Here is a 21352-nt window from a genome sequence, read left to right as displayed (position 1 = left end):
GACCGGGAAACCATTGAGGAGGATTTGCAAAATGAGTACACATACTGTTCCATCGCTCACCGTTCCGGAGGCTTTTAGCCGTTGGTTGGAAAGTCGGGGATTAATATATCAGCTTTTAGTGGATTTTTTGGGTAGAAAACCATCACTCTCTCTAGTGGCTCAATGGAGCCGCCATCGCCAGATGAGTGTAGCGGCAGAGATGACAGAAGGCGGTCGGGAGCTGAAGCGCTATTTGAGTCAGGAACCGAACAAGCTGCCAATGATATGCGAGAAAGAGAGCAAAGAATATAAACGGCTTATGCAAGAGCAGTCCGTTAGTTCTTTTAAATTGCGCGAAGCAGCGATTTTAGGTCGTTCGGAGGATTTCTGCAACGTGCTTGCGGATGTGTACACCTCCGCTGGAATTGTATTCAATAAGTGTAATGGTGAAGCCGATGATCATATTGCTATTGAGCTCGAATTTATGGCAGTCATGCATGAGCGTATGCTTTACAATAGCTTTTCAATAAGAAGTGCTATGGAACTGCTTGATATTCAGGAATCCTTTTTGGAAAAGCATCTACTTCAATGGACACCGCAGTTCTGTCAGAAACTGAATGCAGCAACAGATAGTCCGCTATATCTAGGCCTCTCTCATATGCTTGAGGAGTTTCTGCCACTTGATCTGCAAATGCTTCGTTCCTGGAGAGCTTCATTGGAGAGTAGTGCAGCTACAAGCATTTAATATTAGAAAGCCCGACCTAATTGATAGGTCGGGCTTTTGCGTGCTATTCAAGTAGATATGAAGCTTTAATAGAAGCTCTGTAGAAGCACAAATAGAAGTACCATGTGAAGCATCCTAGTGATGATCTAGTTAAACTCCGATAGAAGTAGAGGCTGACACACCAACTGAAGTAGTAATTGAAGTACCAACCGAAGCGTCTTATTGTTGCCCAACTGAAGCACCGATAGACTAATTGGGGAATTTCTCCCTGAAATTCTGGGATTTTCAGTCATCAGACTAATAATTAGGGAAAACCTCCCTAAAATATAGCTGATTCGGTGGTAATTAAAGAAATCCCCTTATTATCAGGGAGGAAATCCCTAATTTCGTTCATTTAGAGAAAATATTGGCTTTTTTAAGGGAATTTTTCCCTAATTAGTTTAAGATCCACTCCGCACATCGCCCAAACACAGAACGCAGTAAACACAAATGTACGCCGTCCAAACGACCCACGCAGATCACCCGCTGTATGCCGCGAACCCCACCATAAATCGCACATCGTCCACCGCTCTTCGTATATCATCCAGCGCTCACGGTACATCGTCTGCCACCACAATGCTGCAAATGCTCCACCGCCTGTCGCCACAAATACCGCATATCGCAAACCCCCCACCATAAATTGCATATCATCCAGCACCCACAGTACATCAGCTATCACACATCACGTATTTTTCACCGCTCAACTCTCTCCACTCACCACCCAACCTAATGACGTTGAACATTGGCACAGCACACAGTCTATTGACCAAAGTAGGAATCCGCTGTGCAGTCTTTTACTAAAAAAAAGAAGCTGCCTCATAAGTAGAATTCACTACTTTGGAGACAGCCTCTCGTGTGAGCCTATTTACTTGTTCACATCATAGTTCTAATCAATTACCTTTTTGCTGCGGAATTTCATCAGGAATTCATACACGACTGGCACTACTACAAGTGTCAGCAGCGTGGAACTGACCAAACCACCGATTACGGTCACGCCGAGCCCCTTAGAGATAATTCCTGCACTATTTTCAAGTCCAGTAACCAATGGCAGCAATGCACCAATCGTTGCAAGGGCAGTCATCAGGATTGGACGTAAACGTGTGCCACCTGCTTCAAGCAAGGCTTGACGCGTAGTGAGTCCTTCTTTTTCCTTATGAATAACGCGGTCGATGAGGACAATCGCATTCGTTACTACGATACCAATCAACATCAGCGCACCCATGAGCGAGGACACGTTTAAGGTTTCCCCAGCGATCAGCAAGGCAACGAGTACCCCAATCACTGTGAAAGGAAGTGAGAACAGGATAGCGAATGGTGCTAATCCACCGCCAAATGTAACCACAAGCACGAAGTATACGATGGCAATAGCGGCCGCCATAGCAATTCCTAATTGACCAAACGTATCATTGATCTGCTCGGTTACACCGCCGAAGGTAACAGTTACACCATCAGGCAATTCCATAGCATCTACTTTTTCTTTCACGCTGTTCGAAGCGCTATTCACGTCACTCGAAATAATTTCGGCAGTAACATCTACCTTCATTTTACCGTCCATACGAGTAATCGAGTCAGGGGAGGAGCCATTTTCAATTTTAGCGACTTGCCCGATTGGCACGGAGATGCCTAGTGGCGATGTCAAAGTAGCCTCTTCCATTTCTTTAATGCTCTTGTACGTTTCTTTATCTGTTTCGATATAGACTTTGTAGTTCTTGCCGTCCAATTCTACTTCTGTGAGCACTGGACGCGTGCCTGCTGGACTCAGCTTCATCGCAATTTGTCCGGCTGTAAGTCCAAGGGAGCTAAGCTTCTGTTGATCCGCTACAATCGTATATTGATCGTATGCTTCTTTGAGACTTGTTTCCGCGTCTTTGAAATTAGTGGTGTCAGCCTGTACGATTGAGGCAATCTCATCCGCGACCGGCTTCAGCTGATCCAGTTCATCTCCGAATACATTCACGGTTAGAGTGCTTCCACCCATACCTCCACTCATCAGAGCGGACATGTCACCCCATACACCATCTGGCACTTCTGCGGTCAAACCTTCAATAAGTTTCTCTTTAACAGCTTCGAAATCAGGAGTATCACTATCATAAACGATGAAAAATAGTCCTGAATTGCTGGATCCACCCATACCCATCGGGCTTCCACCGCCGATGGAATATTGCATTTTGTCTATATGCTTCTGCGCTAAAATGTATTTTTCAGCTTTCAGACCTTGTTCTTGAACTTCCTCAATCCGTTGTCCAGCCTTTGGTGAATAAGTAAGCATTACAGTTTTATCCTCTTGGGATGGCATGAAGCTTACACCAATAGGCTTGATTAAGAATAAGCTGCCCGCAAGGAGAAGAACGGCAACTCCAAACGTAACGAGTTTATGAGAAAGACACCAGTTCAGAATCTTTTGATAACCAGCAGAAAGTTTGTCTGGTTTCTCGCTGTGAGTTTTTTTACCTTTCAATCCATTACGGAACAACGAGTGAGCCATTGCAGGAACTAGGGTAATCGCAACTACTAATGAAGCGAGCAGGGCGAAGACCATGGTTAGAGCGAAAGGCAAGAACAGCTCACCAACCATACCACTAACCAAAGCAAGTGGTAAGAACACCGCGATGGTTACAATTGTAGAGGACATGATAGGCACGAACATTTCACGCGTGGCTGCACTGATTAATTCTCTGCCCTTCAGTTTCTCACCAGATAAGGAGAGCCGTCGATATATGTTCTCTATAACTACAATCGAGTCATCGACTACCCGCCCGATCGCGACCGTCATCGCTCCAAGTGTCATCATATTAAGCGTAATGTTCATCTGCCGCAGACACAGCACTGCAATCAGCAGGGATAATGGAATAGAGATGATAGAAATAATCGTCGAACGAATATTCCGCAGGAACACCAAAATGATAATTACTGCGAATAAGGCACCAAACACAGCTTTGGACAACATCGTATTTACGGAGTCCTCAATGGGCTTACCTTGGTCAAGCAGAACAGTAAGGTCAATGCCTTTATATTGTGCTTTTAATTCTTCAGTTTTGTCTTTAACGCCATTTACAACATCAACAGTGTTGGCATCATTGGCTTTGACAATCTGAATACCGATCGATTCTTTACCATTTGTACGGGAGATGGATTCGGAATTCCCCACAACCTCAATCGTGGCCAACTCTCCGAGCTTCACGGTTGGAAGTCCCATACTTGCAGCTCCGCCAGGAGCAGCATTTCCAGCACCTGCACCAGCAGCTCCGTTAGCAGCACCAGCGCCGGTAGCTCCAGCACCTGCAGCACCTGCAGCGTTAGCGCCAGTTGGCATTACCGGTATGGTCACATTTTTAAGATCTTCAACGGTAGTGATGTTGCCGTCCACGACAACTGCCTTTTGAGCCTTGTCCATCTCGAATAGTCCTAGTGGAACACGGAGGGAAGAGCCTTGAATGATACCTTTAACGGTATCTTCAGTCAGTCCATATTGGCTGAGCTTATCTTGATTGAATTTAAGTGATACTTCTTTGACGTATTGACCAGAGATTTGAATAGAAGCCACACCCTCAACATCCTCTAGGGCTGGGCGAATATCGTTCTCAGCAATACGTGTCAATTCCTCAAGGTCCTGGGTATCTCCATTGGAAAGACTGAGCGAAACGACAGGCATTGAGCTAAGGCTAAAACGGGAAATGGAAGGCTTCTGCACATTGTCTGGCAATGAGACCTCATTTAGCGATTCGCGCACTGCTGCTGTAGCATTATCCAGATTTGTTCCGTAATCGAATTCAATTTGGATACTGGAGGCATTCTCCAGAGAAGTGGAGGTGATCGTCTTTACACCATCCACATTGCGGAGCTTTTGCTCCAACGGTTTGCTGACATCATTAACGACGCCTTCTGGTGCGGCCCCCGGATAAATGGTTGTTACGCTAAGATAGGGTATACTAATATTAGGCAAGGTTTCTTGCTTCATCGTCAGTCCGCTATATAAACCGGCAAACACAATAATTATCGTCAGAAGCCAAATGGCAAATTTGTTCCTGAGCGAGAAATTAATTAAGCTTTTCATAAGTTTCGTTTCTGCTCCTCTCGGCCCTTTTCTTTACGAAATAAGGCGCCATTATAAAAATTCATAATACTCACTATCCATGACTTTCTCTCTACCGAACTCTTCTTAGAGTCAATTAACGAAATACACATGAATTGTGCGGAATTGAGGCAATTAGCTTCCTCAGCTCTTCTAATTCTGCTGTGAGCTCAGAGCAGGATTGGAGGTTGGACAGCATCCCCTGAATGATTGCTTTTCGTGGGTGAGGTATAAGCACTTCACCTTCCAGAATATTGAGCGATTCCAGCAGATCGGCTGCTTCTTCGGATTCTATACTATTTAATTTACTGACCACAGTCTTCATTTCTTTAATGAGCTGTAATGGATTCTTTCGTTTATTCTCCTCATTCTCCGCCATCCAGTTCGCTAAAGTAGCAGAGTTGATTAGTGGAACCTGTTTACTAGTGAGTAAGCCAGACACAATCATATCCATTAGATTCATTAGATGATCTGCCATATCGGCAATGGGTACCTGCGTATCCTTACGAAAAATAACCGCAATATAAGACTTGATGAGACCATGTCCGATCATACATAAATCTCCGGTATAGGGAACGACGTCTTTTCCATAGAGCAACTCCATCTTCACCTGGAACCATCTTAAGAAGGAAGCGTTGTTTCTCCGCAGCCAGTCCGGGACTTCAGTATCAAATCCTTTGCCCGCAACCTCCTGAATTTGACGCTGCAAGAACTCGCGCAATTCGTACACGTGACTTAGCAGAATTTCTATCTGATTCCTAAGCTTCTCACGTGGTGTTCGTCGGGTTTCCTGTTCTTCACGTAACAAGGGATCACGAATCATCCGATAACAATAAAGGAAGATACTGCGCTCCAGTTCTTCTTTTGATTTAAATACCAGATACAAACTGCCCTTCGAAATCCCACATAATTCAGCGATCTCTTGCATGGATGTGGACGAGGAGCCTTTCACAGCGAATAACTGCATGGCGATCTTAATAATTTGTTCCTGCTTGTCAATAGTTTTATCATTCATTAAAGGATTAACCTCCTTTCTGACTACTGGGTTCTATAATTGACTAGTTGGTCAAAATTATTATATTCCATCCAACCAGGCAATACAAATATCGGAACAGAAGGGTTACAGTTTTGTCGTAAATAGACTTTTGCACAGTAATTAGCTAGGAAGAAAAGGGTTCTTCATGTAATATATAAAATGTGTCAATTTCGTGTTGCTTGTATGAATAAGAAGGTAGGTAGAGTATGAGAAGAGGACTTCAATCTATAATTATCATTGGGGCATTCATAGCATTTTATTATTTTGGTTTCGGCATTTTTGGGAGTACTGCGGGAACGATTATTAGTATCTTCTCCACTCTGACAGTTATTTCGATTAGCTTGGCTATTTTTATGGAGAACCGTAATCCTTCTACAACAATGTCATGGATCTTATTGCTTGCGTTGATCCCGGTGCTGGGACTGGTCTTCTATTTTCTATTTGGGCAAAATGTGTTCAAACGCCGTAAATATGATAAAAAGGCACAAAGAGACCTTATGGCCTACGAAAGAATTGAGAATGACGCTTTACGTACGCACCAAGATTGGTCAGTCTTTGATCCCTCGCGCCAAAAACTGTTGCTGTTATCCAAGACTTTAGCACGTACTCCTATATCCTTTGCATCAGAAACTCGTATCCTCACTAATGGTGAAGAGACGTTTGGTACGTTATTGTTGGAGCTCCGTCAAGCTAAGCATCACATTCATATGGAGTATTACATCTTCCGGGCGGACCACATTGGAACACGCATTAAACAAATTCTGATCGATAAAGCTCGTGCCGGTGTTGCAGTCAGATTTATGTATGATGCCGTTGGCAGTTTTCAGCTTTCCAAAGCTTTTTTGAAGGAAATGAGTGACGCCGGAGTTCAGGTGGCTTCTTACGGAAATTCAACATCCTTTTTTTCCAGCCGTGTGAATTACCGGAATCACCGTAAAATTGTTGTGATCGACGGAGATGTCGGATTCATGGGTGGTCTCAATGTAGGCGATGAATATTTAAGCCGCAGTAAGACTTATGGATTTTGGCGTGACACACATATGTTGGTTAGAGGCGAAGCGGTACGGACGATGCAAATTATTTTCCTGCAAGATTGGATGCACACTACGGGTGAAAAAATACTGGAGCAAGACTACCTCACTCCACAACTTCGCTTTATGACAGGTGATGGAGCCGTACAGATTATTGCTAGCGGACCGGATAACGAACGTCGTGCGCTCAAAAACATTTTCTTCTCCATGATCACTTCTGCCGAGAAATCGGTGTGGATTGCCAGTCCATATTTTATTCCTGATGAGGACATCTTAACTGCACTGCGTGTAGCCGCTATTTCTGGTTTAGATGTGCGATTGTTATTCCCGGCTAAGCCGGATAAATGGATTCCTTTTCTGGCTTCACATTCTTATTTCCCGGCGTTGCTGGAAGCTGGCGTGAAGATTTATGAATATGAAAAGGGATTTATCCACTCTAAGCTGCTTATCGTCGATGGTGAAATAGCAACAATCGGTACGGCCAATATGGATATGCGCAGCTTCCACCTTAACTTTGAAGTGAATGCATTACTAATTCAGACGGAGAGTGTTGCTCGTATTGTGGCTGATTTTGAGCGGGATTTATTATCTACCAGCTTAATTGAGCATGAGGAATTTATGAATAAGCGTATGGTGATCCGTATACTGGAATCTGCTGCTCGACTTATGTCGCCGTTACTATAACCAAAAACCACCGCAGAGGGTGTTTTGCCTCATCTGCGGTGGTTTTTGCTTTAAAAAGTAGTTAAGCCCAAGGTGGTCTGCAACCGGAACAGGATATATTTGAACCAGGTCACTTCGCCCTGATAAGCCTCAAAAGGTAGGGTATACTCATGGTCCTCGTTATTCCACAGTCGATTGAAGTAGGCTTCCATCTGGGCATAAAGAGGCTGATCTTGTTTTACAGATACCCACAGATTATTCTCCAGGTTGTAGTCATCCAGATTGCGTGTCGTGAAATTGGTGGAACCGCCAAGAATGATGGAACTTCCAGTCTGTTTGGCAATGAAAAGCAGCTTCGAGTGATATTGTTCTTTGGTCGTGTTGTACCAGCGAATAGAGATTTTTCCGTTCGTGCGCTTGTTCAGGTTCATGGCAACTGGACGGTTAGGAATGCCGATTTTATCACGGCCGAAGGCGTTCTGATTGGGGTCCAGTATCAATCTTACCGTAGCCCCTCGTTCGGTAGCTTCTACCAATTCATCGAGAATTGCATCATCGGCAAGGTAGAACATACCCATCCAAATGGTGTCACCCTCCTGTGCAGATTGGAGGGCTTGTCTTGCATATTTATATACCTTTCCTTCCGTTAAATAGCGGACTCCCATAGATTCTTCAGAGTGCTGGTCCTTATCCTTGGTGAAATCCGGCTCATAAGTGAGCAATGGCCCTGCATCCGAAAGATTGACCGCGGCCTGTTCCGTCTGGAGAATATCAGCAATAATTGGACCTTGTACTTCCAGAGCGATATTGGAATGATAGGCGCTGGCATCATGGATATTTCCTGAGGAGATTAGAGCGCTATTCTCACTAACAACCACCTTACGGTGATTAGCTTTTACATTGAGTAGCTTCAAATAAGAACGAGCAGTAATATCCGGTCCGCCGCTGGCCATAAGATTCGGAATCCGGCCTTCGCCCGACTGTCCGAACCATTGAATAAAGGTACGCCAGACAGCAGAATAAGCAGGCGTAGAATCGCGTAGAGCATTTACATCAGTCATAATCACTTTAATCCCTGCAGACTTCATCTCTTCCAGGAGATGATTAGGTGCAGAGTTGTAATTGGTATTAACCTCATCCGTAATGAAGACGATCTCCATCTCAGGATAAGTAGTTTTTTGTAAAATAAGCTTGTCCGTCAACATTCGACTGACTGGAGGAAATGACTGATCTTTATGGGTATAATCATTGAAAAGAAAGAGGTCAATCACCAAAAATTCATCGGACTCCTCGATAATTTGTAGAATCCTCGAAAGAATCTGACTTTCTTGAGTGCCCGTGGCTGTACCGTCCGAATAGGTTAAGTCGTGCCAGAAGGATACATGATTTGTTTTGTATATGGGGCTTTCAAAGGAAATACCGCTGGGTAGAGGTTTGTGCGTCTGATAAATCATTACGCCGGTTAACCAAAGGAGTAGAATGACGAAAGCCCATAACACCCGTGTACGGCGGCGTGAAGTGGAACGTTTCTTCGTAGTTAAACCGGGAGCGTAGTTTATATCTTTAGGTTTATGGGGGTGAACGGGTTGCTGACGATCTGAATTCATGGAAGTTCCTCCTGAAATTATTGCAGAGCACTTCCTTAGGATTGTGATGCTCCGGTGTATTACCAACCTATTAACACCTAGTGGAGCGAAATGAAGCAGCCCAAATATCCTTAACATTAATAAATAACATTCAGCTAGCTATAATGAGTTTGAACGATTAGTACGAAGTTTATGAAATTAATGATTACTAAGCCGGAGAATTGTAATCGCTAACCTCATATTGTAAATTCATCTGTAGGGATATGTTATAATAAATCGAGTTTGGGAATAGGAGGAACGCAGCATGAATCATACGCCAGAAGAGGCCGTGCCATATGATGCGACTAGGCAGTCTGGCGCAGATCATGGCAAGGACCTGCCGGCTGTAGAGGCTTCTGACAAAAGATCTTTATTGCCTACATCGAAGACAGGCGAACGCAAAATTGAACATGTACGCCTTTGCCTAAATGAAGAAGTAGGTGGCGTCGGTGTGACTACAGGGTTTGAACATTACAGATTTCAGCATAATGCTCTTCCAGAGCTGAATTTTGACGATATATCATTGCAGACTACGTTTTTGGATCGCAAGCTGCGTACACCGCTGCTCATCAGCTCGATGACAGGTGGCAGCGCAGCTACAGGAGCGATTAACGCCCGGTTGGCCACAGCTGCACAGCGTCGTGGTTGGGCGCTGGGTGTAGGCTCGGTCCGGGCGGCAGTGGAGCGCTCTGAGCTTACGGCGACCTTTTATGTGCGGGATCAAGCACCTGATATTCCGGTTATCGCCAATATTGGTGCTGTACAGCTGTCCTATGGTTTTGGGATTGAGGAATGTCGCCGGGCTGTGGATATCGCAGGTGCTGATTTTCTTGTACTGCATCTGAATGGGCTGCAAGAGGTCTTTCAACCGGAAGGGAACACTGGTTTTGCCTCTTTGCTATCCCAGATAGAGAAGGTATGCCGTGCACTTGAAGTCCCTGTAGGTGTGAAAGAAGTAGGCTGGGGCATTGATGGAGATGCAGCTGCACGTCTTTATAATGCAGGTGCGGCTTTTATTGATGTTGCGGGTGCAGGCGGGACATCCTGGAGTCAGGTGGAGAAGTTCCGCAGTGTAGATCCTATACGGCGGGCAGCGGCGGAGGCTTTCGCAGATTGGGGTACTCCAACAGCTGATTGTATCACAGAGGTGCGCGCAGTTTCCCCGCAGGGCGCTTTGATTGGCAGCGGCGGACTAAAACATGGCGTGGATGCAGCGAAAGCACTGGCACTTGGAGCTGATCTGGCAGGCTTTGGCCGCAATCTGTTAGGGCCGGCTGTCGATTCTGAAGAGGCGCTGGATGCTGCATTGGCACAGGTTGAGCTGGAGCTAAAAATAGCAATGTTTGGTATTGGCGCTCCAGATTTAGCAACTTTACGTGGTACTTCCCGTTTAATACGTAAATAGGATGGTAAATATTGAAGCGAGGAAGTGAGTAAGATTATGATTAAACTGGTCCATATGGATGAGTCGGCCTTTCAATTTTTCTTAGGTCAAGCTACCCGGGATTATGCGGAAGATAAGATCAGCGCCGGTGCTTGGGATCCGGAGATCGCGATGAAGCTGTCTGAGGAAGCCATAACACGCTCTTTGCCAAAAGGGCTGCACACAGATGGTGCTTATCTATATTCTATAGTAGAAATAAGCAGTGATGAACAGGTTGGTTATATCTGGTTTAACGTAAGTGAAGGCCGAGGCGGCCGCGAGGCTTTCATTTATGATTTTTATGTTTTTGAACCGTTCCAGAGTAAGGGTTATGGCAAGCAGGCTATGATCGCACTCGATGAAGAAGCCCGGGAGATGAATGTTACCAAAATCGGGTTACACGTCTTCGGCCAGAACAATCGCGCATTTGAGTTATACAAAAAAATGGGATATATCGTAACTGACATCACAATGTCTAAAGATCTATAGTCCATAAGTGTGAGGACCTCGAAAGAGGTCCTTTTTTGTTGTTCTACTGAATTATTATGTAAATAATTGTGATAAATATATTTGATTTAGGATGATTAGGAAAATATGATTAAAAAATAAATTCCTGAAAATGGATTAAGTCATAAAGAGAGAAAAGGGGGGATTAAGGTGAGGCCAAGGACTGTATCGTGGGTGGTTGTTTCTGCAGTAGTATTACTATTACTGGTCAGCTGCAACAGTGGCGATTTACCAGGAAAGAAGAAATCTGAGTCTGAGCAAGTCCAGGCAAGTCCGGTTGCACCGCTAGCCTCTTCAGCTGTAGTTGAAGATCAATCAGAAATAGCTTTGCCTTCATTGACGGTAGAACAAAGGCTAGAGGATTTTGATTACATGTGGAAGATTATTGAGGAGAACTATCCTTTCTTAGAGGTGAATAAACGTCTCAATGGAGAGGATTGGCTTGCAAAAAAAGAGGAATACCGCAATAAAATAGCAGCCGTGAAATCGGATGATGAGTTTTTGAAACGTATGAGATTTGTCCTTAGCAGATTAAACAATGGGCATACAAATTTTATATCCAAGGAAGAATACCCCTGGTATCTACATACGTATGCTCAGTTAGGTTTTGGTTTTGAGCCTTGGGTCAACGTGTTTCAGCAGCCTAACGTATTGGCCCGTTACAACCAGAAACCTTTAGCGGAGCAGCAAAGCTCTAATGATATCAATAACGATATGCATAATGGTGGAGATGGAGTAGGAGATGTAACAAAAAAGACTTCTGGGAATGTAAAAAAAGTCATTATAGAGCCCGATCGAATCGCTTATCTCGGCATGCAAAGCTTTGACGGGAGTCTCATGGAGATGGACAGCTCCGAGATCCATGATTTTTTAATAGAGGTAAAGGACTATAAGACATTAATATTAGATATCCGCGGAAATGGGGGAGGAAACAGTAATTATTGGAGAATTCATCTTGTCCCTATGTTGATCAATAAACCTATCGAATACAATACATACTTACTTTATACAAGAGGCAAATATGCGGAGACCTTTATGCAAGCACGTCAGATTACAAAGGGGCAACAACCTATTGCTGGCATCAAAGATGAGCAACTGCCCAAGCTGCCAACCGAAGCTTTAAAGATGTTTAAGACATATAGAAAAACAAATGATGTAGTAACCCCTAATAAATCTGTTGGATTTAAAGGGAAAATCTATTTGCTGGTAGATAGCTCTGTGTATTCATCATCGGAAGGTCTTGCAGCCTTTGTAAAAGGCACCGGGTTTGCAACGGTTGTAGGCGGCAGGACAGGTGGGGATGGACTAGGGATAGATCCGCTTGTTGTTGCATTGCCTAATAGCGGTTATCTCTTCAGGTTTTCCTTTGAAATGGGTCTGAATTCTGATGGAAGTTGTAATGAAGAGGTAAAGACTGTGCCTGATGTGGAGGTTGATCCGGATAAATCTAAGCCATTACTGGACCAGCCGGCGATAAAAAAGGTATTAGAGCTTGCGCGTTCGGACACATCTGCCTGACATCCGGTGTTGCTGGCGAATATGTTCTAATATATAATGGTTTAGATCGTATAGCTTATTCGGATGATCAATTTAGCTGAAAATAGGAGTTGTCATATAAATGGCTTTGAAAGCTGGAATCGTCGGTCTTCCTAACGTAGGAAAATCCACATTGTTTAATGCGATAACGCAAGCGGGTGCAGAATCCGCTAACTACCCTTTTTGTACCATTGACCCTAACGTTGGTGTTGTTGAAGTTCCAGACGAACGTCTTGATAAACTGACTGAGCTGGTACAGCCGAACAAGACCGTACCTACTGCTTTTGAATTTGTTGATATTGCTGGTCTCGTGCGTGGTGCCAGTAAAGGAGAAGGACTAGGCAACAAGTTCCTGGCCCATATCCGTGAAGTAGATGCTATCGTGCATGTGGTTCGTTGTTTTGAAGATGAGAACGTTACCCACGTTGATGGAAAGGTAAATCCGATCAGCGACATCCAGACCATTAATCTGGAGTTGATTCTTGCTGATATTGAGAGCATTGAGAAGCGGATTGAGCGTTCCCGTAAGAATATCAAAGGCGGCGACAAGAAATACGCTCAAGAAGTTGAGCTGCTAGAACGCGTCAAAGAAGTGCTCTACGAAGATAAACCTGCACGTAGTATAGAATTGTCTGATGACGAGAAGCTTATTATCCGTGATCTTCATTTGTTAACATTGAAGCCAGTGCTGTATGCGGCGAATGTAAGTGAAGATGAAGTGGCAAGTGCTGAGGACAATCCTTATGTACAGCAAGTTCGCGATTTTGCAGCTACTGAAGGTGCAGAAGTTGTTCCGATCAGTGCTAAGGTGGAAGCAGAAATTGCTGAGCTTGAAGGTGAAGATAAAGCTATGTTCCTGGAAGAGCTGGGACTGGAAGAATCCGGCCTTAACCGGTTGATTAAAGCGGCTTATAAACTGCTTGGCTTGTATACGTATTTCACAGCAGGCGTTCAGGAAGTTCGGGCGTGGACGATTCGTCGCGGCACCAAAGCACCTGGAGCTGCCGGTGTAATTCATACAGATTTCGAACGGGGATTTATCCGTGCTGAAGTAGTGGCTTACGCGGATCTTGTGGCAGCTGGTTCCATGAACGGTGCGAAGGAACGTGGTCAACTGCGTCTTGAAGGTAAAGAATATTTGGTGCAAGACGGCGACGTAATGCATTTCCGTTTTAACGTTTAAGAAGGTTTAAGTGTACGAATGATATAGGGGTCATCTCGAGCAGTGGGAGTTTCTATTGCTGGGATGATCCTTTTTAAAAATATAAGCTTTTTATTAAGGTATTGTGCGTACGGAACTGTAGCCATTTCACAATATCTTTGGTATAATATAAAGTCGTATATCTATTTTTATGACAGTACAAATTTGATGTTATATTTGCGAATTTGAAATTGAATCAGGAGAGGTGAATTCCCTTGTTGGACCGATTGCAATCCCTGGCGGACCGCTATGAGAAGCTCAGTGAACTGCTTTGTGATCCGGATGTTGCAAACGACAGTAAGAAACTGAGGGACTATTCCAAAGAACAATCAGACCTACAGCCCGCATTTGAGGCGTATACTGAATATAAGAGTGTAATGGAAGAGCTTGAAGCTGCTAAGCAGATGCAAGGCGAAAAGCTTGATGATGAGATGAAAGAAATGGTTAAGATGGAAATTGATGACCTTTCCAAACGTCAAGTGGAGCTGGAAGAGAGAATCCGCGTGTTGCTGCTGCCTAAAGACCCGAATGATGATAAGAACGTAATCGTTGAAATTCGTGGTGCAGCGGGTGGAGATGAAGCAGCATTGTTCGCTTCAGATCTTTACCGGATGTACACTCGTTATGCTGATGCACAAGGATGGCGCGTTGAGTTAATGGATGTTAACGCGAGTGATCTTGGTGGATTCAAAGAGGTAATCTTCCTTATTAACGGCCGTGGTGCATACAGTAAGCTGAAATACGAAAGTGGTGCGCATCGCGTACAACGTATCCCAGCGACCGAATCCGGAGGTCGTATTCATACCTCTACTTCTACGGTGTCCGTGATGCCGGAAGCTGAGGCTTTTGAGATCGAGATCCATGATAAAGATATTCGCGTGGATACCTTCTGTTCAAGTGGTGCAGGCGGACAGTCTGTAAATACGACCAAGTCTGCAGTACGTGTAACCCATGTACCTACAGGCATCGTTGCTACCTGTCAGGACGGTAAGTCACAGAACTCCAATAAAGAAAAAGCGCTGCAAGTGCTTCGTGCCCGTATCTCTGATATGAAACGGCAGGAAGAAGAAGCGAAGTATGCTGGTGAACGGAAGAGTAAAGTAGGTACGGGTGACCGTAGTGAGCGCATTCGGACGTATAACTTCCCGCAGAGCCGGGTTACAGACCATCGTATTGGCCTGACACTGCACCGTTTGGAGCAGGTTATGAACGGAGAAATCACTGAAATTATCTCAGCCCTTTCAATCGCTGAACAAGCTGACTTGATGGATAATATGGATAATGGAGAATAATGCTTTGAACGATGGCGTATATGTCATGTCGGAAGTCAAAAGCATCCGGGAAGCCTTTGCGGAGGCTTCTTCTTTTTTGAGCCGGAGCGGCTGCAATGAACCGCAGCGCAGTGCACAATTGCTGCTGGAGCATGTGCTTGGAGTGTCTGGCGCAGCTTATTATATGGCGTTGGCAGATCCTTTTCCAGCAGCGGTTAAGGAAGCATTTGAGGCGGGAGTTACCCGCCGGGGCGCTGGTGAGCCGGTGCAGTATATCATCGGCGAGCAAGAATTTTACGGGCGGCCTTTTGAGGTGACGCCTGACGTGCTTATTCCGCGGCCGGAGACGGAGCTGCTTGTCGAGGCGATTTTACGTTACGGCGCGGAGCTTTGGCCGAACGGCGTTGTAACGCCGGGCGAAGCGGCGCTGGATAGCGCGGGCGGCGCTGCGGCCCGCAACGGAGGCGCCGCAAGACCGCTGGCCGCCGTCGATATCGGCGCCGGCAGCGGAGCGATCTCCGTCACGTTGGCGGCGGAAGCGCCGGCGTGGCGGGTCTGCGCCGGCGATATTTCGCCGGCGGCTCTGGCTGTGGCCGAGCGCAACGCTTTGCGCAATGGCACAGCTGTGGACTTTCGGCTCGGCGATCTGCTCGAGCCGTTCGCGGGGATGGAGACGGATATTCTCGTCTCCAACCCGCCGTACATCCCCGGTGAGGATATCGCCGGGCTGCAGCGTGAGGTGCGCGACCATGAGCCGCGCACTGCGCTGGATGGCGGAGCGGACGGGCTGGACCCGTACCGCCGTATGATGGAGCAGCTAACGCTGCTCCCGGCACCGCCGCGCCTGATCGGCTTTGAGCTTGGCTTCGGTCAAGCTGAGCAAGTCGCTGCACTCCTTGCGGCAGCGGGCCATTGGACCGAGATTATCACCATTAATGATCTGGCTGGAATCCCGCGTCATGTGCTAGGCATAACGAGATAATATTGCCTGCTATGCAGAGGGTTCATTTTGTCCGGGGTAGAGAAATTGTATTTTCAATCCGACTTCCTTTACAATAGAATTTAGCAGGATTTCTTAGGGGATCATAAAGAAAGCCCAGATATAGAGTAGGGAGGCAGAGCGTGCTTCAGAAGATTAAAAAGATTGATGGTGCTATTGTAGTCGTTCTGTTATTACTCATGGTTGTCAGCATCTTCGCCATATATAGCGTTACTCATGGAAGAGAGAAGCTGGACGGACATCATATTCGTATGATGATGTATTATGCTATTGGTTTTGTGGCTTTTATTGGAATGACCTTTTTGGACTACAGAATTTTAGTGAAATATGCGATATATATTTATTTATTTGGGATAGGGATGCTGGTGCTCGTCAGCTTTTTGGGCGAGACCAAAAATAATGCGCAAGGCTGGTTGACCCTGCCTGGGGGTCTGAGTCTGCAGCCTGCTGAGCTGTTCAAGCTGATATTGATTCTTTTTCTGGCGGCCATGCTTGTCCGCAAGAATAAGAGTAAGCTTCTGTTCTGGCGGGATGTTGTGCCACTCGGCCTTCTGACCTTGTTTCCATTTCTTATTGTTCTTACCCAAAATGACCTTGGGAATGCCTTGTCTTACGTTGTGATTCTTGCGGGTCTGTTGTGGATTGGCAATATTAAATACACGCATGCATTAATCGGGCTGGTCATCGTGGCTAGTTCTGCGATTGCGGGAATTATGAGTTATATCCATTATCACGATGAAATTAAAACCTTTCTTACGGATATTGGGCGATCTCACTGGATTGAACGTTTTGATCCTTGGCTTGTTCCCGAAAAGGCAACAGAAAAGGCTAAGTATCATACCACCAATGCTAGAATTGCTATTGCTTCTGGAGGAATGAGTGGTGATGGCTATATGAAGGGAGATTCCGTTCAAACGAATCGTGTGCCATATACCTACTCGGACTCCATTTTCGTGCAAATTGCCGAGGAATTCGGTTTTGTGGGGGCGGCGCTGCTGCTGCTGCTGTACTTTATCCTCATTCACCGAATGATTCTGATTGCGCTGGAGTGTAAGGATAGAGCCGGGCCGTTCTTGATTGTCGGAATTGTCGCCATGATGCTATATCAGATTTTTGAGAATATCGGCGCATTTATCGGCTTGATGCCTTTGACTGGTATTACGCTACCTTTCATCAGCTTCGGGGGTACATCACTGCTCATCAATATGGCCAGCATCGGGCTGGTAATGAGTGTGCGCCTGCACGGGCAAGAAGTAGAAGAAGATTTTCCTAAACCTACTCCTTATGCAGCTGCCAAACAGGTGTAACCACGAAATAAAATAGAACCGTCAGGTCCTTATTGTTTAATAGGGGGCTGGCGGTTCTTTTTGATGGTGGACGGCTTCGTCGGATTGGTGTAATACGTAATACGGACCGTTTCAGGTAAGCTGGCTGGAAGTAATTCGTATTCGTATTCGTATTTGTATTTGTATTTGTATCCTGACTCGGACTCAGATGCCCTTATATTCGAATATTAACTACTTATTGGATAGTATCGGACCGCAAAGACGTTATTTGATCAAAAAGACTGGATTTACTGCAAAATGGCAAGTAATAACGACTCTGGAGTCCGCAAAAGTTCCCGTGGAGCAATAAATCCATAAATAAAGTCTACTGAGTCCGATAGGTTTGGATTATAGAGTAAAATCACGTCAGAGTGTAATTTTAATAGAAAGATATTTTATAGATTGGCTACATAAATTTGGAATTATATTGACGAATGTTTTACAATAGAAAGGAACGACTTTCCCTGAGAGAGGAGAGTTGAAACCTTAACAGAGTAAGGGGCTTGCAGATGCTTCAAAAGTTCAAAAGGATTGATAAGGTAATTGTTACTGTTCTGATTTTGCTGATGGTGATTAGTATTTTTTCAATATACAGTGTAACTAATGGAAGAATAACGCCTCCGATGAAATTGGATGGCTTTCATTTACAAATGCTTAAATACTATATTTTAGGTTTTGTGGTTTTTATTGTGCTCGCTTTTGTGGACTTTAAGATATTTGTTAAACATGCACTTTATATTTATCTCTTGGGCTTAGTCTTGTTAGTGTCGGTTAGTTTTATTGGTAAAGTAGAGAACGGTGCTCAATTGGGACTTGAGATCGGTGGACTTAGGTTTCAGCCTGCCGAGCTGTTTAAATTGGTATTAATTCTTTTTTTATCATCGATCTTAATTCGAAAACAAGGGTCTACCTTAACCTTCTGGAAAGGAATTGTTCCTCTCACCATTCTTACGTTCATTCCATTTGGAATAGTGATTATGCAAAATGATTTGGGAAATGCCCTTAGTTACATCGTAATATTAATTGGACTTTTATGGATTGGGAACATCAAATTGTCGCATGCGCTCATCGGCTTGCTTATAGTGGGTGGGATTGGTCTTGCTGGGATTTTGAGCTATATAAACTATCATGATGAAGCAGTCAATTTTTTTGAAGGCATTGGTAAGGATCATTTAGTGGAGCGGTTTGACCCTTGGCTGGTACCTGATTTAGCGACAGATAAGGCAAGCTATCACACGAAAAATGCCAAATTAGCTATAGCCTCCGGGGGAATGAGTGGAGAGGGATATATGCAGGGCAGCTCTGTGCAGAATAATCGTGTCCCATATACCTATTCGGATGCGATATTCGTGCAGATTGCCGAGGAGTTTGGATTTGTGGGGTCTGCGCTGCTTCTCTTGCTCTTTTTTATTTTGCTGCATCGGATGATATTGATTGCTCTCGAGAGTAAGGAGCGTAGCGGACCATTTCTAATCATTGGAATTACGGCTATGCTGTTGTATCAAATTCTTGAGAATGTTGGAGCTTTTATCGGCCTGATGCCGTTGACAGGAATAACACTTCCGTTTATCAGTTATGGAGGCACGTCTCTTCTGATTAATATGGCCAGCATGGGGGTCGTGATGAGCGTGCATCTTTATGGGCAGGATGTGGAGGAAGATTTGCAGCTGCATAAGGAGCTGGCATTGAAGTTATAAATTTAATAGATTCATAGGTTTGCAGTCTCTTATCTCCGGGCATACTACTAGCATGAGAGTTAAGAGGAGAGGGGCTGCAACAAATGAACGATAATCATATGAATAAAAGAGATTCCTTACGTGTAACTTTTAAGTATACTGCCATTTTAATTTGTTTTTTTATGGTCCTCATGATGGCTTGGGAAGGTCAAAAAACCGATGCTGCAGTAGCTGAAGTATCTATTCCCCAAGAATCTATCCGGTTACGTATTCTAGCTAATTCTGACGGAGCGCAAGATCAGCTGGTGAAACGGCAAATTCGTGATAAAATTGTGGAGCAAATGAACCAGTGGGTATCTGCTCTTGAGGATCCGCAGAGCTTGGAGCAGGCACGTGCTCTGATTAGAAATCATCTGCCGGAGCTTAATGCGCTGGTTGGATCAGAGCTGGAGAAACGGGGCATTGAATATTCCTACAAAGTGGAGCTCGGCGTGGTTCCTTTTCCCACTAAATTATACGGTGGTACTGTCTATCCTGCTGGGGAGTATGAAGCTGTGCGGGTCACACTTGGTGCGGGCAAGGGACAAAATTGGTGGTGTGTACTGTTTCCTCCGCTTTGCTTTATCGATGCAGGCTCCGGAGATGCGGCAGCGCCTGCTGCTGACAAAGGTACAAAAACAGTGTCCGCTGCTGGTGCGGATAGCAGTGCTAAGGTGAAATCGGCAGCTGCAAAAACAGTGCAGGCTGATTCCACGGCAGGAAGTGCTTCATCAGGAGAAACTGCTGCTGAGCCAGAGGTACGGTTCTTCGTCTGGGAGCTGCTGCAAAACCTTTGGAACTGGATCAGTGGATTATGGTCGTAAGACCCCAGATATGTTACTATTTTATAAGCAGATCTATCACGGCTCCCTACTGGGGCCGTTTTTTTGCTAAAGATAAATTATATCTTCTAGAAAGCCTGTGATGAGAATGAATGAACACAATAATCCTTTATTCGCCGTTCAGCGGCGGAGTGGAAATAGAGATGAGACTGTATACTGGAAGTTGAATTCTGTTGAGGGAACGAACTCTGAGGTATTTCAGCCGAATGAAGCTGACAAGCTGGCGATAGCGGAGGCAGCAACAATGCTTCGCGAAGGCGGAACAGTGGCTTTTACAACCGAAACCGTCTACGGGCTAGGGGCGGATGCCCGAAATACGTCGGCAGTTGAGGCTGTTTTTGCGGCAAAAGGCCGGCCCTCTGACAATCCGTTAATTGTACATATTGCGGATACGGCAGCTTTGGACGAGCTTGTTGCAGAGATGCATCCTAAGGCGGCCGCGCTGATGGCAGCTTATTGGCCTGGTCCGCTGACAGTTGTGCTTCCTGTTCGTGAAGGTGTACTGTCGCCTTGTGTGACGGCGGGTTTGGATACGGTTGGTGTGCGGATGCCGGATCATCCGGTAGCTCTGGCGCTGATAAGTGCAGCGGGTTGTCCAGTTGCGGCGCCCAGCGCTAATCGTTCGGGTCGACCGAGCCCGACATTAGCTTCACATGTGATGGAAGATTTGGCTGGATACATCGATGGCGTCCTTGATGGTGGTGCTGCTGGAGTTGGACTAGAGTCAACAGTGGTACAGGTACAGCCTGACGGAAAAGTTGCTGTGCTGCGCCCCGGCGGGATTACTTCGGAGCAATTGGCTGCAGTGGTGGGAGCAGAAGCTGTAAGCTCAGAGCCCGGTAATGCTGAGGCAACTGTTGCCGCTACCACTACTGTCGTGGCTGATTCGGGGGCTGTAAAGACTCCCGTTGCTAGGTCTGAAACCGTTAAGTCTGCTGCTGGTTTCAGTACTGCTGGCGACAGCTCGGCGCCGCGCGCGCCGGGCATGAAGTACACGCACTACGCACCGCGCGGCTGGCTTGGTGTAGTGCGCGGCTCTTCCCCGCAACGCGTGGCGGACGAAGCCGCAAGTCAACTTCAGGCGGCGCAGCTAAACGGCGAGGTCACGGGCCTGCTCCTCTTTGAGGAACATAAGGCCCTTTATCCCGCCGATCCTGCCGCCTGCGTTCTTTCCCTCGGCTCGTTATCCTCGCCGGAGGAAGGGGCCCGCTCCCTATATGCCGCTTTGCGGCGTTTCGATGAAGCGGGAGCGACTTACATCTTAGCCGAGGCTTGCCCGTATACCGGCCTCGGCGCTGCCATCATGAACCGGCTTATGAAAGCCGCCGGCGGATCCGTCATCGACGCCGGATAACCACGGCGT

The 21352-nt window shown here is 45.7% G+C and carries 16 protein-coding genes; 12 read left to right on the top strand and 4 right to left on the bottom strand.

Going from position 1 to position 21352, the window contains the following annotated elements:
- The first annotated feature begins 31 nt into the window (after window positions 1-31).
- The gene (locus tag MKX34_RS30475; RefSeq protein ID WP_036681926.1) at window positions 32-724 is read left to right on the top strand and encodes a molecular chaperone TorD family protein; all 693 of its coding nucleotides are present in this window, start codon (window positions 32-34) and stop codon (window positions 722-724) included.
- A 394-nt stretch (window positions 725-1118) separates the two neighbouring features.
- On the opposite strand, the gene MKX34_RS30470 is transcribed toward MKX34_RS30475, so the two are convergent.
- The 3 genes from MKX34_RS30470 to MKX34_RS30460 all read right to left on the bottom strand — a co-directional run bounded on the left by MKX34_RS30470 (window position 1119) and on the right by MKX34_RS30460 (window position 5829).
- Window positions 1119-1421 carry a hypothetical protein gene (locus MKX34_RS30470; RefSeq protein ID WP_076297036.1) on the bottom strand — a complete coding sequence of 101 codons (303 nt, stop codon included), beginning with the start codon at window positions 1419-1421 and terminating at the stop codon, window positions 1119-1121.
- Between the two features lie 207 nt (window positions 1422-1628).
- Entirely contained in the window at window positions 1629-4796 is a 3168-nt protein-coding gene (locus MKX34_RS30465) for an efflux RND transporter permease subunit (RefSeq protein ID WP_038573655.1), read from the bottom strand.
- Between the two features lie 115 nt (window positions 4797-4911).
- Complete coding sequence (locus tag MKX34_RS30460) at window positions 4912-5829, bottom strand: TetR/AcrR family transcriptional regulator (RefSeq protein WP_036681609.1); 918 nt, start codon at window positions 5827-5829, stop codon at window positions 4912-4914.
- A gap of 227 nt (window positions 5830-6056) precedes the next feature.
- Here MKX34_RS30460 and cls point away from each other — a divergent pair, with 227 nt between their 5' ends.
- Window positions 6057-7565, top strand: coding sequence for a cardiolipin synthase (gene cls / locus MKX34_RS30455; protein WP_036681607.1), 1509 nt, complete (start codon window positions 6057-6059; stop codon window positions 7563-7565).
- A 50-nt stretch (window positions 7566-7615) separates the two neighbouring features.
- On the opposite strand, the gene MKX34_RS30450 is transcribed toward cls, so the two are convergent.
- On the bottom strand, window positions 7616-9151 hold the full coding sequence (locus tag MKX34_RS30450; protein ID WP_052097373.1) for a phospholipase D family protein: 1536 nt from the start codon (window positions 9149-9151) through the stop codon (window positions 7616-7618).
- Between the two features lie 283 nt (window positions 9152-9434).
- Between MKX34_RS30450 and fni the strand changes: the two genes are divergently transcribed.
- From fni to MKX34_RS30400, 10 genes are all read left to right on the top strand, one after another.
- Complete coding sequence (gene fni, locus MKX34_RS30445; protein WP_080742651.1) at window positions 9435-10574, top strand: type 2 isopentenyl-diphosphate Delta-isomerase; 1140 nt, start codon at window positions 9435-9437, stop codon at window positions 10572-10574.
- A 36-nt stretch (window positions 10575-10610) separates the two neighbouring features.
- Window positions 10611-11081, top strand: a complete 471-nt coding sequence (locus MKX34_RS30440) for a GNAT family N-acetyltransferase (protein ID WP_235219460.1) — start codon at window positions 10611-10613, stop codon at window positions 11079-11081.
- A gap of 168 nt (window positions 11082-11249) precedes the next feature.
- Window positions 11250-12617, top strand: coding sequence for a S41 family peptidase (locus MKX34_RS30435; protein ID WP_143763750.1), 1368 nt, complete (start codon window positions 11250-11252; stop codon window positions 12615-12617).
- Window positions 12618-12717: 100 nt separating this feature from the next.
- Window positions 12718-13818, top strand: a complete 1101-nt coding sequence (ychF, locus tag MKX34_RS30430; RefSeq protein ID WP_036681604.1) for a redox-regulated ATPase YchF — start codon at window positions 12718-12720, stop codon at window positions 13816-13818.
- Between the two features lie 233 nt (window positions 13819-14051).
- Window positions 14052-15128, top strand: a complete 1077-nt coding sequence (gene prfA, locus MKX34_RS30425; protein WP_036681601.1) for a peptide chain release factor 1 — start codon at window positions 14052-14054, stop codon at window positions 15126-15128.
- Window positions 15118-16089, top strand: coding sequence for a peptide chain release factor N(5)-glutamine methyltransferase (gene prmC / locus MKX34_RS30420; protein ID WP_038573653.1), 972 nt, complete (start codon window positions 15118-15120; stop codon window positions 16087-16089). Before prfA ends, prmC begins: the two co-directional genes overlap by 11 nt.
- A gap of 140 nt (window positions 16090-16229) precedes the next feature.
- A complete protein-coding gene (locus tag MKX34_RS30415) occupies window positions 16230-17414 on the top strand; it encodes an FtsW/RodA/SpoVE family cell cycle protein (protein WP_038573650.1) in 1185 nt (394 codons plus the stop codon).
- Between the two features lie 527 nt (window positions 17415-17941).
- A complete protein-coding gene (locus MKX34_RS30410) occupies window positions 17942-19129 on the top strand; it encodes an FtsW/RodA/SpoVE family cell cycle protein (RefSeq protein ID WP_038573648.1) in 1188 nt (395 codons plus the stop codon).
- A gap of 83 nt (window positions 19130-19212) precedes the next feature.
- Complete coding sequence (gene spoIIR, locus MKX34_RS30405; RefSeq protein WP_080742650.1) at window positions 19213-19971, top strand: stage II sporulation protein R; 759 nt, start codon at window positions 19213-19215, stop codon at window positions 19969-19971.
- 106 nt (window positions 19972-20077) lie between these two features.
- Entirely contained in the window at window positions 20078-21343 is a 1266-nt protein-coding gene (locus MKX34_RS30400) for an L-threonylcarbamoyladenylate synthase (RefSeq protein WP_076297079.1), read from the top strand.
- Window positions 21344-21352 lie beyond the last annotated feature (9 nt).

This window comes from Paenibacillus sp. FSL R5-0636 (assembly GCF_037974255.1).
Taxonomy (GTDB): domain Bacteria; phylum Bacillota; class Bacilli; order Paenibacillales; family Paenibacillaceae; genus Paenibacillus_AQ; species Paenibacillus_AQ odorifer.
Note: the sequence above shows the minus strand (reverse complement) of the source record. Positions and strands in the feature narration are given on the sequence as shown.

Coding starts and splice junctions, on each gene's coding strand:
- cls (WP_036681607.1), top strand. CDS start 6,057: ATGAGAAGAGGACTTCAATCTATAATTATCATTGGGGCATTCATAGCA.
- MKX34_RS30440 (WP_235219460.1), top strand. CDS start 10,611: ATGATTAAACTGGTCCATATGGATGAGTCGGCCTTTCAATTTTTCTTA.
- MKX34_RS30410 (WP_038573648.1), top strand. CDS start 17,942: ATGCTTCAAAAGTTCAAAAGGATTGATAAGGTAATTGTTACTGTTCTG.
- MKX34_RS30400 (WP_076297079.1), top strand. CDS start 20,078: ATGAATGAACACAATAATCCTTTATTCGCCGTTCAGCGGCGGAGTGGA.
- MKX34_RS30475 (WP_036681926.1), top strand. CDS start 32: ATGAGTACACATACTGTTCCATCGCTCACCGTTCCGGAGGCTTTTAGC.
- ychF (WP_036681604.1), top strand. CDS start 12,718: ATGGCTTTGAAAGCTGGAATCGTCGGTCTTCCTAACGTAGGAAAATCC.
- MKX34_RS30450 (WP_052097373.1), bottom strand. CDS start 9,151: ATGAATTCAGATCGTCAGCAACCCGTTCACCCCCATAAACCTAAAGAT.
- spoIIR (WP_080742650.1), top strand. CDS start 19,213: ATGAACGATAATCATATGAATAAAAGAGATTCCTTACGTGTAACTTTT.
- MKX34_RS30465 (WP_038573655.1), bottom strand. CDS start 4,796: ATGAAAAGCTTAATTAATTTCTCGCTCAGGAACAAATTTGCCATTTGG.
- MKX34_RS30460 (WP_036681609.1), bottom strand. CDS start 5,829: ATGAATGATAAAACTATTGACAAGCAGGAACAAATTATTAAGATCGCC.
- prmC (WP_038573653.1), top strand. CDS start 15,118: ATGGAGAATAATGCTTTGAACGATGGCGTATATGTCATGTCGGAAGTC.
- fni (WP_080742651.1), top strand. CDS start 9,435: ATGAATCATACGCCAGAAGAGGCCGTGCCATATGATGCGACTAGGCAG.